The organism is Njordella calcicola, assembly GCF_056494125.1.
Genome location: NZ_CM151396.1, coordinates 1,262,618 through 1,278,524, shown reverse-complemented (window position 1 = coordinate 1,278,524; position 15,907 = coordinate 1,262,618). Strand labels below are relative to the sequence as shown.

The 15,907-nt window shown below is 49.2% G+C and carries 16 protein-coding genes; 8 read left to right on the top strand and 8 right to left on the bottom strand.

All coding sequences use genetic code 11. From position 1 onward, the window contains the following. The first annotated feature begins 40 nt into the window (after positions 1–40). Entirely contained in the window at positions 41–862 is an 822-nt protein-coding gene (locus SH302x_RS04850) for a type II secretion system protein (RefSeq protein WP_479367599.1), read from the top strand. Positions 863–1,034: 172 nt separating this feature from the next. Here SH302x_RS04850 and SH302x_RS04845 read toward each other — a convergent pair whose 3' ends face one another. Continuing rightward, a complete protein-coding gene (locus tag SH302x_RS04845; RefSeq protein ID WP_479367598.1) occupies positions 1,035–1,283 on the bottom strand; it encodes a hypothetical protein in 249 nt (82 codons plus the stop codon). Positions 1,284–1,435: 152 nt separating this feature from the next. On the opposite strand from SH302x_RS04845, the gene SH302x_RS04840 reads away from it, so the two are divergent. The 3 genes from SH302x_RS04840 to SH302x_RS04830 all read left to right on the top strand — a co-directional run bounded on the left by SH302x_RS04840 (position 1,436) and on the right by SH302x_RS04830 (position 2,855). After that, positions 1,436–2,056, top strand: coding sequence for a hypothetical protein (locus SH302x_RS04840; RefSeq protein ID WP_479367597.1), 621 nt, complete (start codon positions 1,436–1,438; stop codon positions 2,054–2,056). A gap of 80 nt (positions 2,057–2,136) precedes the next feature. After that, a complete protein-coding gene (locus SH302x_RS04835; protein ID WP_479367596.1) occupies positions 2,137–2,445 on the top strand; it encodes a hypothetical protein in 309 nt (102 codons plus the stop codon). Then, on the top strand, positions 2,445–2,855 hold the full coding sequence (locus SH302x_RS04830) for a PIN domain-containing protein (protein ID WP_479367595.1): 411 nt from the start codon (positions 2,445–2,447) through the stop codon (positions 2,853–2,855). The genes SH302x_RS04835 and SH302x_RS04830 overlap by 1 nt, the downstream gene beginning before the upstream one ends. A 70-nt stretch (positions 2,856–2,925) precedes the next feature. On the opposite strand, the gene SH302x_RS04825 is transcribed toward SH302x_RS04830, so the two are convergent. Then, the gene (locus SH302x_RS04825) at positions 2,926–3,780 is read right to left on the bottom strand and encodes an ankyrin repeat domain-containing protein (protein ID WP_479367594.1); all 855 of its coding nucleotides are present in this window, start codon (positions 3,778–3,780) and stop codon (positions 2,926–2,928) included. A 53-nt stretch (positions 3,781–3,833) separates the two neighbouring features. Here SH302x_RS04825 and SH302x_RS04820 point away from each other — a divergent pair, with 53 nt between their 5' ends. The 4 genes from SH302x_RS04820 (at position 3,834) to SH302x_RS04805 (ending at position 6,975) form a co-directional block, all read left to right on the top strand. Beyond that, positions 3,834–4,658 (top strand): prepilin-type N-terminal cleavage/methylation domain-containing protein, encoded by an 825-nt coding sequence (locus tag SH302x_RS04820; protein WP_479367593.1) that lies wholly within the window; start codon positions 3,834–3,836, stop codon positions 4,656–4,658. A 129-nt stretch (positions 4,659–4,787) separates the two neighbouring features. Continuing rightward, complete coding sequence (locus SH302x_RS04815; protein WP_479367592.1) at positions 4,788–5,399, top strand: prepilin-type N-terminal cleavage/methylation domain-containing protein; 612 nt, start codon at positions 4,788–4,790, stop codon at positions 5,397–5,399. 42 nt (positions 5,400–5,441) lie between these two features. Continuing rightward, on the top strand, positions 5,442–6,674 hold the full coding sequence (locus SH302x_RS04810) for an ISL3 family transposase (RefSeq protein WP_479363897.1): 1,233 nt from the start codon (positions 5,442–5,444) through the stop codon (positions 6,672–6,674). A gap of 103 nt (positions 6,675–6,777) precedes the next feature. Continuing rightward, positions 6,778–6,975, top strand: a complete 198-nt coding sequence (locus SH302x_RS04805; protein WP_479367591.1) for a hypothetical protein — start codon at positions 6,778–6,780, stop codon at positions 6,973–6,975. A gap of 7 nt (positions 6,976–6,982) precedes the next feature. Here the strand turns inward: SH302x_RS04805 and SH302x_RS04800 are convergent, their stop codons facing one another. From SH302x_RS04800 to SH302x_RS04775, 6 genes are all read right to left on the bottom strand, one after another. Continuing rightward, the gene (locus SH302x_RS04800) at positions 6,983–7,882 is read right to left on the bottom strand and encodes a DUF8464 domain-containing protein (RefSeq protein ID WP_479367590.1); all 900 of its coding nucleotides are present in this window, start codon (positions 7,880–7,882) and stop codon (positions 6,983–6,985) included. Further along, positions 7,879–8,157 (bottom strand): DUF6117 family protein, encoded by a 279-nt coding sequence (locus tag SH302x_RS04795; protein WP_479367589.1) that lies wholly within the window; start codon positions 8,155–8,157, stop codon positions 7,879–7,881. The genes SH302x_RS04800 and SH302x_RS04795 overlap by 4 nt, the downstream gene beginning before the upstream one ends. 55 nt (positions 8,158–8,212) lie before the next feature. Next, complete coding sequence (locus SH302x_RS04790; RefSeq protein ID WP_479367588.1) at positions 8,213–8,635, bottom strand: DUF6876 family protein; 423 nt, start codon at positions 8,633–8,635, stop codon at positions 8,213–8,215. A 361-nt stretch (positions 8,636–8,996) separates the two neighbouring features. After that, on the bottom strand, positions 8,997–9,239 hold the full coding sequence (locus SH302x_RS04785) for a PDZ domain-containing protein (protein ID WP_479369240.1): 243 nt from the start codon (positions 9,237–9,239) through the stop codon (positions 8,997–8,999). A gap of 671 nt (positions 9,240–9,910) precedes the next feature. Continuing rightward, positions 9,911–10,162 carry a hypothetical protein gene (locus SH302x_RS04780; RefSeq protein ID WP_479367587.1) on the bottom strand — a complete coding sequence of 84 codons (252 nt, stop codon included), beginning with the start codon at positions 10,160–10,162 and terminating at the stop codon, positions 9,911–9,913. Positions 10,163–10,856: 694 nt separating this feature from the next. Then, positions 10,857–15,878: a helicase-like domain-containing protein gene (locus SH302x_RS04775; protein ID WP_479367586.1), complete on the bottom strand. Its 5,022-nt coding sequence runs from the start codon at positions 15,876–15,878 to the stop codon at positions 10,857–10,859. Between the last annotated feature and the right edge of the window lie 29 nt (positions 15,879–15,907).

Genomic DNA, 15,907 nt, shown 5'->3' with positions numbered 1-15,907 from the left:
CTTGAGGATGCTAAGGTCATTGGTAAAAGGAGCCGCAACCATGAACAAGAAGGACTGGCCATGCCGCAGAAATCACCAGAGAGAGCTTGAAGGCTTTACGCTGATTGAGCTGGCGATTGTGCTGGTGGTGATTGGATTGATTGCGGGTGGAGTGTTGGTGGGTAGGGACTTAATTGAAGCATCTAGGCTAAGGCAAGTCGTATCCTCGAAAGAGAAACTGGAAACTGCTGTCAACACTTTCAAGCTGAAGTATAACTGTATGCCCGGAGACTGCAAAAACGCCAGCACATTTTTCACTAGTGCGACGAACGGCAACGGTGATGACATGATATGGTCACAAGGCGAAAGCTTCGGATTTGCTGCCCAAGGATTGGAACGATGCAATGCATTCCATCATCTCTCATCAGCGAGTCTGATTGCTGAGACATTTGCCGTTTGCGTAAATGGCGATACACCAAACCAGAAGTTGCCTAAGTTGCCGACTAATTCGATGACCAACTATTATATCACTGCCGATTGCAGTGCTGACAATTGCTTAAATCCACCAGGTCCAAGCCCCATTCACTATTGGGTGACAGATGGGGTATATAACGGTAATTCGGGGCCATGGCTAAGAAGTATGTCACACGCCTCGATCCAGCAGCATCCGTTCACCGCCAACGAACTTCTCTGGCTCGATGCAAAAATGGATGATGGTTTTGCTCGTAGTGGAAAGATGGTTGCAATACGAGGCGTTAGTGGTCAACGGATGTGGAATGCAGCTGCAGACAATGACTTTTGCATCAATAGTGGCGTAGGAAGCGAGTATAAGCTTAGTGAGTCCCGTCGGTTATGCCATATGCGTTGGCAGTTTGGGTTTTGAGTCTGGAGTGCAAAGAAAGTAATTGCCGCAAACCGTCGATCAGCCTGGACACGATTTGCTGGACAGATAGAAGCTAACGTAGAAGGTGCATTGACTGAGTTTTTCAGGCAGTTCGGTTAAGACAAAATTAGCTTGAAGCGTATGGGCATCACGTAATGCAAATCTGCTTCGATTATGAAGCCGAACGCGATTCGCTTTGTAACCAATGCTCGATGGCCAATTTCAGTTGCTCGGTATCTGAAACTACCGGCCACACGCCTGGTTCGACAAACTGCTTATGCCAGCGTGCATTACTCGCCACGGCATGCTCGTCCTTCATGACCTTTAGCTGCTCGAAATCCCCAGTACTTTTGCAACGATCAAGGATTTGCAACGCAGGGTCGAAGGTCGGTGGATTTACCGCAACTAGTTTGTCCGGCAACGAAGGTAAGTCTGGTCATAGATCGAGTTGAAAAATGACAGGTAGCGTTCTCGACTGTTGTAGCCGACACCTTGCGTCCGGATTAGAATGCTCAACAGGCACACAAACACGCGAAAAAGTATGCAATCCCGCTGCAGTGAAGTAGAAAGATTATGACTTGGAACTCGCCGAAAGGGCATCGAATACTCCATGGCGAAGAGCGGACGATCATCGGAGCAGCACTTTGCTCCATGACTTATCAGCTACTACAAAATTCTGACATGGACAATCTGACCGTTGGGGTCCCTGTGTTCGACATGCTCACCGGGTGCCAACAGCTAGTCATGCTAGATTTGGTGAGAACATACCTTTTTGATGACACTCCTACAAGTAACCCGCTTTCGGCAGTGATTGAAGGCACGGCGGCCGCGATTGTTTACTATATCCAAGGTGAAATTGAAATCGAGCTGGATATTGCCCGTGACTGCAAGAATGACAAGTCGTTGAAATCTCTTCGCGATTGGCGAAAGCGGATGATACGCGTCATACGCGAGCTGAAATGGGAAGTTGATTGGAAAAAGGGAAAAGATGAATGGGAGTTTGCCATTCAATTGCTGCATGATCGAATTTTGCACGATGACGATTATCTTTACGACAGTGCTGACGATCCACCTGAAGTCAGCGAGGGTCGGAATGCGTTGCTTGGCATACCGACAGGTTATTACCGCGGTATTCCAGCTGTTGAACCGGATGGCCCTGGAATGTTCGAAGTGATTCGGAGGCTTTTAAGCTAACGCCCCCAACATTGCGGGAAATGCTTGACTTTTGGTGCCGAAAATGCGTAAACTTGTCTACAAAAGGAAAGGTGCTTAAGATGCAAATTGAGATACATGGCGAGGCCGAGCAGTTGGTAAAAGCCGCGTTGGCAACAGGGAAATACGCTTCTGCGTCTGATGTGATTTCAGCATTGCTCAACAGCATTGCGACGTATGAAGCGATAAACCTTCCGGTATTGCCTGAGTCTATCGACTTAGATGAACTTGCTCGATCTCAATCTATTGGTGAGCTTGACGACTTTCGGAAACTGAACGCAGACTTCTGGCCAGCCGATACGACAGCTGATGAGTTCCTAAACGTTATTCGCGATGGGTTTGATGGCGTCAGTCAGATACGGATTCCATAGTGGCTTATTTGGTCGTTGACACCGACGTTGTTTCATTTGGCTTTCGGCAGGACCAACGCTTTACGCAAAACTATGGCCCATCCCTTCAGGGATCGCGGCTCATCATCTCCTTCATGACGGTGGGAGAAATCTATTTTGGTATGCTTGTCAAAGGATGGGGAGAGACCAAACGAAATCAAATGGAGCAGTTTCTTGCAAAGCATTACGTTCGATACGGCGTTTCGGACGAACTCTGTAGAAACTGGGCCCGCGTTGCTGCGGAAGCTCGCAGTTTTGGACGAGAAATGCAGGTTAGTGATGCTTGGATTGCAGCAACGGCTCTCACGGTAAAGGCACCATTGGTCACGCATAACGCGAAGGACTACCAACATATCTCGAACTTGCAGCTCATAACATTTCCGGATCAATGATTTCAATCCAGTCCAACGTTTGACATTCTGCCGAGTGTGTTCTAAGTGTCACTAAGCAATATGTTTACAGTTACCGGCTTTGATCCGCTGCATTGGAATTACCCGATATCTTATTGGTCTGCTGATATGCAACGTTAGCCGCATCTTCTCTTGAAAGCTGCTCCTCCATCGCCAAAGCGTGTAGGTACTGACCGGAACTCACGGCTTCCTGCTGAGCACGGCGAAGCAGAGCAGGGTGATCAAGGTAGGTGCTCCCGCAGCGTTTGAGTAGCAACGCGACTGCTTCAAGCTTCTTGGAGGAAACCGCTTCATCAAGCGGTGAGCGACCGGCAACATTGACGAGCGAAGCATCGGCACCCGCATTAATTAGCAATTTCATGATGCTGGCTCGCCCATGGCGAGCAGCGAGATGAAGAGGCGTATCACCTTTTTGGTTGGCGACGTTAACGAATGCCCCAAAATCAATCAGGGTTTTCGTGAAATACTGCAAATCACGCTCGACGGCCATAAGCAGGGGAGTTTGACCTTTTGCATTGCTGACATCCGGGTGGATGCCGCTTTCCAGCAACAGCTTGGCGAAGTGCAAATTGCCATTGGCAATCGCACGATGCAGCAGTGAATCGCCATTGCGGCCAATCGATTCAGAGACATTGGCACCTCGCTGAATTAGCATGCGTGCTATGTCGTTTCGGCCGTGCTTGTCGCAAAGCGACAGTGCGGAGAGCCCATCGACATCGCGTGAGTTTATCGAAACGCCGTCATCGAGAAGACGCTTTACTTCCGACTCATTGCCGCTCTTGACGGCTTCAAGGAATTGATATTCTGGCAACACATGGTCTGTATACCGGGCGGGATGTGAGCGTCCGGCGGCAGATACATAAACATTGGATGAATTAGATTCAAGCGAAAAATTGCAGACGGCCATTCATGCTTTATTAACCTTTGTGCGTTAGTCTGACATTCAAAGGAGCAACTGCTATGCACAGGAAGGACTCGCTATGCCGCAGAAATCAAGAGAGAGAGCTTGAAGGCTTCACGCTAATTGAGCTGGCAATTGTGCTTGTTGTGGTTGGATTGGTCGCGGGTGGGGTTTTGGTGGGGAGGGATCTGATAAAGGCAGCAGAACTGAGAAGTCTCATGAGTCAAATCGATTCCTTCGATACCGCAGTCAATACTTTCAAGCTGAAATATAAATGTTTACCGGGAGACTGTTCGACAGCGACAAATTTTTTCCCCTCAGCTGCATGTCCCGATGGTGATGGCGATCCTGCGACCACTTGTAATGGGAACGGAAACGCAAAAGTAGATGCTCAAGGATCTACTGCGGAACGCCGAGAACCTTTGAAGTTCTGGCAGCATCTTGCTTTAGCAGGACTCATCGAAGGACAATATACGGGAGTAGGAGGTCCAGGTGACCCTGACATCCATGTTGTGATTGGCGTGAATGCTCCGAAAACTGCCATGTCACGTTTAGGAATATCCATATATCCCTACGTGAATGACCCGGTCTGGCTAAACATAACCGGTGCACTTAGGCCAGCACATTCGCATGCACTTTACCTTGGTGGAGAATCAACGATAGGAATGACTCAAGAGGGTAGATTAACAAGAAACGATGTGAAAGGCATAGATGATAAGTTTGATGATGGTCGTGCCAACTCTGGACGTATTGGAGCAATGTTGGGATTAGTTAATACCACGTCAGCGGGGTGCACCCAAGGAGGCAGTTTTTTCGATCCAAACTATTCGTACGGTACGTTAGGCCATGCATTGTGCGTGATGGTGATTACGAAGGGATGGTAGTTCAATCTGACACGCGTGCAGTTGCCCGGGGAGTCGGAAAAAATTTTAAGGCGTTTTGCAGAAAAATATTGAGGTAGTACGACAAAAACTAGAGCTGATTCTCAAAGCTGGATAAAGAAAGGAAACAGAATGTGGAGTAGACGAAAATTGCGAGAGCTTGAAGGCTTCACGCTAATTGAGCTGGCAATTGTGCTTGTTGTGGTTGGATTGGTCGCGGGTGGGGTTTTGGTGGGCCGTGACATGATCGAAGCATCAAAGATCCGAGCGGAGCTGCAACAGATCGATCAGTTTCGTGCCGCTGAAACCATTTTCCGATCGACGTACAATGCATTACCAGGCGATATTCCCCGAACACAAGCTCTACGATTTGGGCTTTTCTCAGACCCCCAAGGCAACGTGTCATATGGGAACGGCAATCTAAATGGAGTTTGGTGTGGAAAGGGACAAGACTGTTTTGGTATCCCATTCCCAGAAAGCTATCTTTACTTTTCTCAACTAAGCGATGCGGTTTGTCCCGCCAACTCAAATATCAAGGGTGCCAATCTGCTGACCATAGACGTTAACCCCGCGATCGGATTCAATTCGACTTGCACCAGTGTCAACCTGAATGGAGACGTTGTTGGAAAGTATCCAGCATCCAAAATCAATGACTCATTTAATATCATCCCCGTGACTGCTAGCGAATTTAGTATGTCCACTTGGTACATATTAAATGGAAGAAGGGTTCTTCGTGGAATTTAGTGGGTAGGTGCGTAGATTTGGCCGTTAGCGTATTCTTTGTCTATGAAAGAAGCAACTACTACTCACTATCATGCGTTACTTGGTTTGGACGACAACTGGAGCGTGCAATCGGTTGATTTTCGCCCTGCTGAGAAGGCCGTAGACATTCACATCAATCATACCGGAACAACTCTGCGTTGTCCTCGCTGTGATGCCGCCTGCTCACAAGCCGATCTTGCCCCTGAGCGAACTTGGAGGCATTTGGATACGATGCAATTTGTGACTCGCATCCACGCCTTGGTTCCCAGAAGCAAATGCTCTCAGTGCGGCGTGTTGACCATAGCGATTCCATGGGCCCAAAGGCACGGACGTTTTACGCTTATGTTTGAACAAGTTGCCATTGAAGTCATTCAAGCTTGCTCATCGCTCTCAGCGGCCGCTAAGCTACTGGGAATAGATTGGGCGGCAACTAATGGCATCATGCAGCGTGCGGTGGAGCGTGGGCTCCAACGCCGAAACATGGACGAAATTGAGCATGTTGGTATCGATGAAAAGAACTTTGGTAAAGGGCAGGATTACGTTTCGGTCTTGACCGACTTGGATCAGCACCGCGTGCTAGAAGTTGTTCCTCAGCGGACGCAGCAGTCTGCAGAAAAGCTATTAAAAACCTTGCCCGAACCACAAAGAGCGAAGATCAAAGCGGTTGCCGCTGATATGTGGAAGGCATTCCTAGCTGCCATCAGGGAAGTGTATCCAAACGCTGCTATTGTGCACGACAAATTCCACGTCAGTAAGTACCTTGGAGAAGCAGTTGATCTTGTCCGCCGCCAGGAGAGTCGATTGCTTGCCGAGAGAGGTGATGAGCGACTCAAGGGCACTAGGCAACTACTGCTATTTGCACGTGAGAAATTGTCGGAGGCGGATCGAAACTATCTCTACCAGTTGCAGCATTCGGACATCAAAACAGGTCGAGCATGGTCGCTTAAGGAGAATTTCAGGCACTTCTGGGAATGTACCGATCGAGACACTGCTGAGATGACGTTCGCTGGCTGGTACGGATGGGCCACACGCTGCCAAATCAAACCGATGGTGAAAGTCGCCAAGATGCTCAAGAGGCACTATGAGGGTCTTATGGCCTACATAGACCATCGAATAACCAACGCGATCAGCGAAGGCTTCAACAGTCGTATCCAATCCATCAAAAGTTCAGCTCGCGGATTTCGCAACTTCGACAACTACCGTACTCGGATCCTGTTCTTTTGCGGTAAACTCAACCTCGACTTGGAAATCCCTTAATCACTAAATTCCACGAAGAACCGGAAGAAGAAATACTAGTAATAGTAAGTGGCTTTCCGGCTACACGGCTAGCTCGTCGCTTTCGCCAACTCAAGCATTGCAGATGGACTTTAAAGTAGACGATGGGGTTCCTTCAGGCGGAAACGTTCGTGCGTTTCGTGTTCAGAATATCGCACCAGGAATTTATGACCAGTATATTTTTAATGATAATTCACCTGGAAATGGCTGCGTGGCCGACGCCGCGGGCACGGCCTATGCCAAAAGCGATGAGTTAAGATGCAAGATCATTGTTAAGAAATAGACTTGAATTAGCGAATTCGCTGCCCTGCCACATACCACTCATTAAGATCCTTGTACTCGCCGTAGAGCTTCGCCTGGCTCACAAGCTCAACATCGGGCAATTTCTGGCGGAAGTATTCACGCGTTGCCCGACCCGGAGCGTCATTGTCGTGGTATAGAAGTACGGTCTCGGGATGCAGCGATTCAATCAGCTTAATTGCTCTGCCTTTAAGCGATACGGAATTCAGAACAATGACGGTTTCTGAGAGCTTTGCACCGCCATTCATCATGATGGCGGTTAAGTAATCGATGAAGCCTTCGAACACTGCTATGCGTTTCGGATCACCGTCAATTGTGGTGATGTCTTTAGTACCGATGCTTCCCTTGAACATGGGATTTCGAATCTCTGAGCCGCCAGAGTCGCTTGGGAAGGCGAGGCCGTAATATGAGTTTTCACCCATCGTATAGTGGGCCTCAAACACATGGCCTTTTACCCGTCCCGGCTCGATGCCACGGCGTTTGAGATAGGCAAGCAGGGCTTTCGATTTGATTGGGCCGATATCGTCCAGGGTGATTTTCGGCTCAGGTATGACTTCCTGCCTGGACGGTGGCTTGGGGGCAGGGGGCAAGTCGCTACCGACGATTGACTTGATTCGGGCTAAGGCTTCCGACGTTGAAGTAAGCGACTCGAATCGCTTAATGAAGTCGATGATATCGCCGCCCGAGCCATCACCAAAATCATACCATGAGTTAAGTGTCTGGTTGATCTTGAAGGACGGAGTCGATTCAGCTCGAAGTGGGCTTAAGTACCATAGCTCAGCACGCCTGCGACGCGTTGGCTCAAAGCCAATGCGAGACAGGAAAGCGACAAGATCAATGGATTTGGCTTGCTCGATATTCATTGAGCGACGATAGATGATGGCAATCATTTCGTCAGCTCATTTTTTTTGGTTGCCATTTGCAATGAGTCAGCATTTGGCGGTAAGTACCGTTCATAAGGATTCTCGCCACAGAGGACGGCCAGCGGTACGAACTCGTAGGCGGCATCGCCGTCGCAGACGAAATTGACCGCACAAACCAGCAGGGCTGGCTTACTTTCGACGGTGTCAAACGCACTCATAAGACATATGCGGTCCGACTGTACAGCGGATACAAGCGATTGAAAGTTCAGTCGTTCGTTGGTGGAGATTGGGGAGGTAAGCATATTGAGTCCTTTCAAATGGGAGGGGCAAGGCGATACACCTTGCCCGCTAGGTTAGTTAATGCTCGCTTGGCAGGTAGAGCGTCCAGTGATCACCATCGAATCCAGCCCAGATGTCGACTTTGGGAAGTGGAAAGTCAGTGTATGGAATCTCTTGCGTAATAAATGGCGTAACGCCTGCGTCCGCTTCGGCAGTGAGTAGGGTGGCACCGTCTTTGACAGTAAGCCGCCAGAACTGAAGCACCTGAATGCGATAGTCCTCGGCCATCGCCTTTGTCATTTGCTTGCTGCCGAAATATGAAGCGATGGCATCGATTAGCCAGTATGCACCGGCTTGATCCGCCAGATACTTGACGCCTGGCGTATAGATAACTTTGGGGTTGAGTGGATGGCGGTAGCGTTCTAAATCGCCAGTGAATTGCAGCAGGTCGGTCTCAAGAAGCATGGGTGTAGCAGTTTGTACTGATGAGATCGTAGACATATCGAATCCTTTCGAATGAGTTAATCCGGCCACATTCCGCGACCGGATGGCTCATTCAGCACGGCAGGCCAAGACGCCGGTGCAAGTTGAAAGGCCGAAGGCTTCCTTTAGGAAAGCGGCCTTTCTGCTTGGGGAGCAAAGCGACCGAACGCCGGTGGCTGTATGCCGTATTCAGCCCATCCGGAAGGTTGCGGATGTGGGCGGTGAGAGGGTCATATAATAGTGTTTATTTCCAGTGGCCTGAAACTGGTCAGAGAACTGGAATGGCGAATTTGCATGGGGAAAGACAAGAGCCTTTGTCATCGATACTTGCTCCGGAAAACCTCAAATCAATTTGGATTCATGGGCCCAGTCAACTGTGCTACGGTTTTCTTATCTCGACGTTGTATTGTCTTCCTCTACTCCATATTTCGAGAAGTATGCTATTACCGGTAGACTCATTTAAGAGAGCTCTAACTCTTGGGATATCGTTGCTCCCTACTTGTTCCCCGTTGATAGCAAGTATCGAATCCCCGGCGCTGACACCCGTGGAAGCTGCGGGCATATTGTCAGCGACTGACAGTACATATATTCTTCCAGCCGCAGTGGAAAGAGACCACTCCAGTTTTCTGGAAAAGCCTTCGTAGTGTCGTTGGTTTCGCTCAACAGAATAATCTGTCTGGTCGGATCGATTTGAAAATCAAACCTCCTCAACAGTTCCCAACCAATCCGGTTACCGGTTCTACTCACTGCAATTGGAACATTAGAGAACTCAGTTCCGAATACTTTAACATGGTTCAGCGTAGCTGACTTACTCGGAGTAACTTCATGGGCAGTCAACGTGAAACTGTCCTGCAGATTGTTCAACTGGGCATTTGCGTTCAAAAGATTGAATGTATCAGCACTTACTGTCAAAGGATGATCGAAGCCAGTGTCAATTAAAAATGGACCAACGGCATTGCTCAAGTCGACGTCCTGTGTCCAAAGCAATCCATCCTCTCTTAACGCTAGCGGAAATGCTTTCTCAAAATGGCGTACCGAGTTTTTCCCAATATAAAAAGAACCGTCAGATGTACGGTAACCAAATGTGTCTCCCGTTAAGAATGGGAAACCCATTACTCCCTGAAAATTCCCTCCGCAAAACTCGGCAATACTTCTCATGTTCCCAACTATGACAGGCGTTAAAGTCGTAGATATTGAGTTAACCTTAATGTCGAGCTTGTCATAGATCAAATGCGGGCGAATACCGCTCGGAGTCGCGACTTCCCAAACGCTTCGCTTGCCAACAAGATACTTTTATAATTCCAAGTCCACAAAATTCGCATTGCAACCTGTATCGATCATGAACTCACAGCTAACATGACCCGTCACTACTTTAGCTCTAATCAAGTCGTAGGGAATTGCGGTTCCAATTACTTGCTCCCCCGTCATTTGTGTTGGGTTGTATCTTTGCAATTGAAAGCCCTGTCCGGATACTTCTCCTGCCAGTTGACTAAGAGCGGTGACTATTACTGCAAGCCGAATCGGACGATGGCCAAGCATCCTCATATGCGTCTCCTCTAATTCAACACAGGGCTTGTCGGTTGTGCGCGTAGAAATTGACCTCAGAAGTCATTTCTGTTATCGCGGCTTACGTAGCGGTTTTGCGGTAATAACTTGTTGTTTCTCCGAACTGCGAGTACAAGCGTCTCTACGGCAATTTGGCTGTCGCGATTACTCTCTTAGCTGGATAATACCCGCATCTGCACCACTGGGCAAGTGCTGCAAATCATTCTCTATTTCAGAGAATCTCGCTTCCATAACATACTAAACAACTCTAAGCGAGGGGATTGCTAAAGTTACATTTTCTGCACTCAGTAGCCATCTAATTTCAAGCGATGCGAGATGCATTTGTTCAAGATCGGTCGGAAAACTGGTTGTTTTTGGGAAAGCAAGCTGTTGGTCTGACGTTAGCGATCCTTTAGACCAATACAGTCATCTTACGTGTTTCTTCCAATATCACTTGCGGGCATTTGTGATGCGGACAGGGGGAAGCGTGGTTTCAAGCTGGAGACGTTAACCATCGGCGAGAGAACTCTCTCCCAAGGGTAGGCCCAGGTTGGAATCATGCCTGATTGGCGGTCCTACACCTGTTTATGATGCTTAATGGTTATGGAATTCGTATCCTACGCAGATTGTAAATACGCGACCAAATCCCGAACAGCGAGTATGCACCATTGCAATCAAAGCAGCTTGGTGATTCTTACCGACCCATTGAACAAACCGCGTTCGATTTGGTGTTGGCGGTTGCTTCACTTCTGCTTAAGCTACGCGAAATCCTACTGACCACGGATTCTTCAGGCTTCGATACCGACTTTTCAACGGAACGCTCGACTTGATGTGTCTGACTTTGCTCAGACTTTAAAGCGTTAATCTTTGATGCAATGTCGACTGGATCAAGTTGCGGCTGACTTTCCGTTGGCACTGTATTCGATTCCGAAAGGGAAAGCCGCAATTGATCACGTAATTCACGTAACTGTTTCAGATATGATTCCTGAGTGAATGTCGCATCCTTCCGGCTGCTGTAGTCGGTAAGTTGCTGGCGTGAGAGCTGTAGATCCTGCTCAATTTCGCTGATTCGCTTCTGATACGTATCGGCCATACGATCAAGGGCATTGAGTATCGCTTTGGGTCCGATCGACTCGCGAGCGAGATTGGCAGACCGATGCGTGGCTCCTTTCAAGTAAACGTCCTTCGTCCCGTACGGCGTAACCTGAATTCCGAACTCAAGACCGTGAAATTTGCCAATCGGGAAGTCGCGGACGGAGTTTGTGCGTTCCGGGATGCGAATTAGCATTTCATCCAATGCACGATAGATATCATCCTGAAGGATGCGGCGTCCGTCGATTTCAAAATCAGTATGATCGAATGATTCGATCCGCTTCCTGTCTGCTCGAAGGCCTTGGACATAATGCTCATTGGTTTCAATATGCTTGGGTAATTCTTTGAGTTTCCGGCGAACCAGAAATTGTTCGTCGGTATGGTTCTTCTTAAGGATATGCAGACGTTGCAATTCTGCGTCCGCTTCGGCCAAGACCTGTACCGCTGGATTACCCGAAGCAATCGCTTTCACTTCGGCATAGGACAATTCTTGACCACCAATATCTTCAGCACTCCTTGTGTTGATATCGCCGGTCATGATTTGCGAGATGAAGCGTGCTTTGGTCTCAAGAGCTTGCCACATATAGGCATCGAAGCTTCCCTGCGTAACATAACGATAGATGGCTACTTCCTCATTTTGATTGCCTTGCCGTAGAATGCGGCCATCGCGTTGCTCAACCTCTGCTGGCTTCCACGGTGCATCCAAATGATGCAATGCGACGAGTCGCTTTTGCACATTGGTGCCGGTGCCCATTTTCTGAGTGCTCCCGATCAGAACGCGAACCGAGCCGTTTCGGACTTTCTCGAATAGGGCCTGCTTCTTCGCATCCGATTCCGCGTCGCCCATAGTCGCAATTTGATCTTTGGGGATGCCGGAGGCGATCAGCTTGCGTTCGATGTCCTGATAAGGAGAAAAGCCCCATGCTGTCGTATTAACGCCCATGTCGGAGAAAATAAGCTGCGTGCCGCGAAAGGAAGAAGAGCTTTTCCAGATTTGGTAAACATTCTGCACTAGTTGGTTGATCTTCGATTGTGGATCATCCAAGGAACCTGCTTTGAGCAACCGGGCATCGAGTGCCAGTTTCCGGCCATCGGTGGTAATCGCCAATGCATTATCTTCGCGTGGGTCCACTTTAGTGCTACGGATGCGATCATAACGTTCCACCAATTCCGATTGCAAAGCGGATTGGTCATCGGACATTGGGCTTGAAATCGTAATGGGCCTGCCGCCTTTGAGCTTCGGTCTTGGCAGGTTCAGCATCTCAGCCGTTTGCACGTCTGCAAACGCACGGAACATCTGCTGTAGTTCCGGCAGATTATTAAACTTGGCGAAGCGGCTACGCGGGCGAAGTGATTTACCGTCAGGCGAGATCTCCATCGTATCGACGACTTCACCGAAATTGGCTGCCCAGGCATCGAAATGCTCGATGCCGCGATCAATCAGACCTTTCGGATCGAGGAAGCGTTGCATGTTATACATCTCAACCATGGTGTTACTGATTGGCGTACCCGTCGCAAAGGTCACACCATGGCCTGAATGGAGCTGATCCAGATAGCGGGACTTCATGAAGATATCGAAGGCTCGCTGGCTACCCCCGGTTTGGATGCCGGCAACCCGTTCCATTTTGGTGGGCGTTTCCAAATTCTTGAAGTAATGGGCTTCATCAATGAAGATATGATCGACACCGAGCTCATCAAAGACAAGCCCGTCGTCTTTCTTATCTTCTGCGGAAAGCTCTTTCAGCAGGTTTTCACGGTTGGCTTTCTGCTTTTCAATCGTCTTGATGATATTGCGATGCTTGCCACTGGTATTGTTGGCAGCAGCCTCGGATAGCAGTTCGGAATATTCGTGAATCTGCTCCTGAAGAAACGCCTGCTGGCGTTCTTTCGACATACCAATCCGCTCAAAAGAGCTATGGGTCACAATGATGCCGTCCCAATTGCCGCTGGCAATCTTGGCGGTCAAGAATTTGCGGCGTTCCTTACTCATATCCTCCTTGCTTGCAACTAAGAGATGAGCATTCGGATAGAGCTGCATAAACTCACGTGAGAATTGCTCAAGCATGTGATTGGGAACGACATACATCGGCTTTTTGATCAATCCAGCCTGCTTCATCTTCATGCCAGCGGCAGCCATGGTAAAGGTCTTACCGGCTCCTACCGTATGGGCGAGTAGGGTATTGCCACTGCTCATTACCCGCCAGACGGCATTCTTCTGATGCGGGCGAAGTTCAATGCCCTGGTTCAAGCCAGGGAATTCCAGATGCGAGCCATCAAACAGGCGTGGGCGAAGATTGTTGTAGGTGTCGTTATAAATCCGAACCAGACGTTCGCTACGCTCTGGATCTGCAAATACCCAGTTCTTAAACCGTTCTTTGATCTCCCGCTGTTTCTCACGTGCTGCAAGAGTCGCATCCTGGTTCATCACCCGCTCTTCGCCATTTGGGCCGTCGATTGTGTCGTAGACAATCGGCGTTTTCATGTTGAGTGCAAGCTCCAGTAAATGAATGCCGTTCACCCTGGGTGTTCCGAACTCCGAAATGGCTTTCGCTGAATTTTCAGCCACATAATCAGGAGCGACACTCCATGTTGCATCCTTCTTTAAATGGGCGATTGGAATATTCTTCGGCTCCACGCCAAAGAGTTCAGCGGCAAATGCCTGGATATCACTTACCGGAATCCAGGGCGAGCCAAGCTTGGCATCAATATCGCCTGGCAGAACGTCCGGCGGCTGAACGCTCCGCAATCTACTGGCGTTAAATTCAAACGCCGGTCCCGCAGCTTCAGCAACCTTCAGTTTCTCGCGGACATTGCCTGAGAGATAAATATCTGCGGTTTCATACTGTTGGGTTTCCGGATTCAGGAAAATCAGATCGCCCAATTCCTGAATGATGGTCGCTTCAGGCTTGTGATAGATACTCGCCATGAAGGGCAGATCGATTGTGCCGCGTTCATCAAGCGATACCAACAAGCCTTCCTCCGCAGATCGAACCGATGTCACGGCATGTTTCGGGCCGACCACATCACGCGTGAAGATCGATGCTTTTTCAGCTTTGCCCGTGACCTCATCATATTCTTCCAGCGACATGACCAGCATGGCATCAGGGTCATCGCGGAATTTCACCAGATTAGGCATGCGGCGGATAATGGTGCCGTCAGCGGTTTCACTGAAAGTGGTCTTATTAATCGGACCGTAAAGTGCAACGAACTGGTCGTATTTGAGATTCAGTGTTTGGCGCGTGGTCTCGCGTTCTGATTCCGGCCAGGATTCGTTTTGAGCCTGAAGCACGAGTCGGGCGGCATCGCGAAGTCCAATCAGGCTTGCGAGCCGTTTGGACATCATGGTGCCGTCGGACTTAAGAATGGTGCTTCCGTGCGTGACCGGCTTGGATTCTCCGTCTTCAACTTGGTAGATGATCCGATCATCACCAATAAAGAAGCTGCCTTCGCTGATATGCTTTGATGGCGGGGGCCGTGTAAAGCGAGCAGGCGCTGGCTCGAAGGGCAGCAGTTCGGGAACGTTGGTTGCAAACTGTGGCAACCTCGCAACAGCTTCTTGAAGCTGCGATTTCAAATCGCCATTGCTTTTGATACTGAAGCCGTCATCGCCATATAGCTGACTGGCACGCGTCCAGTCGCCGAGTACCATTTCAGGGTGGTTCAAGAAATATTGATTCACCGTAACTTGCTTTCCGTCGACTTCCTTCTCACCGACTTTCATCCAATCGCTATCAACATGCTGAGCCGGGGAAGAGACATCGCGTTTTCGAAGGAACACAATGTCGGTTACGACTTTGGTGCCTTCATTCTTAAAGGCTTCAGCGGGTAAGCGAATCGCTCCCACGAAATCGGCCTGCTCCGCCAGATACTCACGAATAGAGGCATTTTGCTTGTCCATCGTGAAATGCGAAGTTACCAGTGCCATGACGCCGCCTGGCTTTAACGCATCCATTGATTTTGCAAAGAAATAATCGTGAAGTGCAAATCGATTGCCCTTATGTTCATATTTGATATTGGCGAATGGTACATTCCCAATCACCGCATCGAGGCTATTGTCGGGCAGCTTGGTATCGCGAAAGTTTTCAACGCGAATATCCTGGGTCGGATAGATCGCTTGCGTCATCCGGCCAGTAATGGAATCAAGCTCAATTCCGATACAACGAGCCTTCTCAGCCAGATGGTTTAAGAAATTTCCAGTACCGCAACCGGGCTCTAAGACCCGGCTTTGCTCAGGCAATCCGAGCCTGGATAGTGCCTGATGCATGGCATCAATGACCAATGGCGATGTGTAGAACGCATTGAATGTGGTGCGTTTGGCACTTTCATACTCGTCGGCGGTGAGGATTGATTTAAGTTCATGGCCCAGTGCTTCCCATGCAGCATCTTTGTAAGTGCCTTTCACCGGGTCAGGGAAGAGCGACAGTGCCACGGCACCGAAACCGCCAAATCGTTTCATGATTTGGCGTTCGGCATCAGTCGCCAATCGCTTTTCAGATTCAATCTGCTTTAATGTTTTGATGGCAGCGATGATGTTCCGGGCTTTGGCCTTATCGCCAGAAACACTTCCCTTCGCACTCGTGATCACTGGATGGCCATGGTCAGCAGTGCCAGGATGCGGATTCAACGGAGTTGACTGCGATTCGATTGGTGAAT

Bases quoted from the DNA above. Each gene is read 5' to 3' on its own strand.
- SH302x_RS04850 (WP_479367599.1), top strand. From the start codon at position 41: ATGAACAAGAAGGACTGGCCATGCCGCAGAAATCACCAGAGAGAGCTT.
- SH302x_RS04835 (WP_479367596.1), top strand. From the start codon at position 2,137: ATGCAAATTGAGATACATGGCGAGGCCGAGCAGTTGGTAAAAGCCGCG.
- SH302x_RS04840 (WP_479367597.1), top strand. From the start codon at position 1,436: ATGACTTGGAACTCGCCGAAAGGGCATCGAATACTCCATGGCGAAGAG.
- SH302x_RS04825 (WP_479367594.1), bottom strand. From the start codon at position 3,780: ATGGCCGTCTGCAATTTTTCGCTTGAATCTAATTCATCCAATGTTTAT.
- SH302x_RS04805 (WP_479367591.1), top strand. From the start codon at position 6,778: ATGGACTTTAAAGTAGACGATGGGGTTCCTTCAGGCGGAAACGTTCGT.
- SH302x_RS04780 (WP_479367587.1), bottom strand. From the start codon at position 10,162: ATGAGGATGCTTGGCCATCGTCCGATTCGGCTTGCAGTAATAGTCACC.
- SH302x_RS04795 (WP_479367589.1), bottom strand. From the start codon at position 8,157: ATGCTTACCTCCCCAATCTCCACCAACGAACGACTGAACTTTCAATCG.
- SH302x_RS04810 (WP_479363897.1), top strand. From the start codon at position 5,442: ATGAAAGAAGCAACTACTACTCACTATCATGCGTTACTTGGTTTGGAC.
- SH302x_RS04820 (WP_479367593.1), top strand. From the start codon at position 3,834: ATGCACAGGAAGGACTCGCTATGCCGCAGAAATCAAGAGAGAGAGCTT.
- SH302x_RS04815 (WP_479367592.1), top strand. From the start codon at position 4,788: ATGTGGAGTAGACGAAAATTGCGAGAGCTTGAAGGCTTCACGCTAATT.
- SH302x_RS04790 (WP_479367588.1), bottom strand. From the start codon at position 8,635: ATGTCTACGATCTCATCAGTACAAACTGCTACACCCATGCTTCTTGAG.
- SH302x_RS04800 (WP_479367590.1), bottom strand. From the start codon at position 7,882: ATGATTGCCATCATCTATCGTCGCTCAATGAATATCGAGCAAGCCAAA.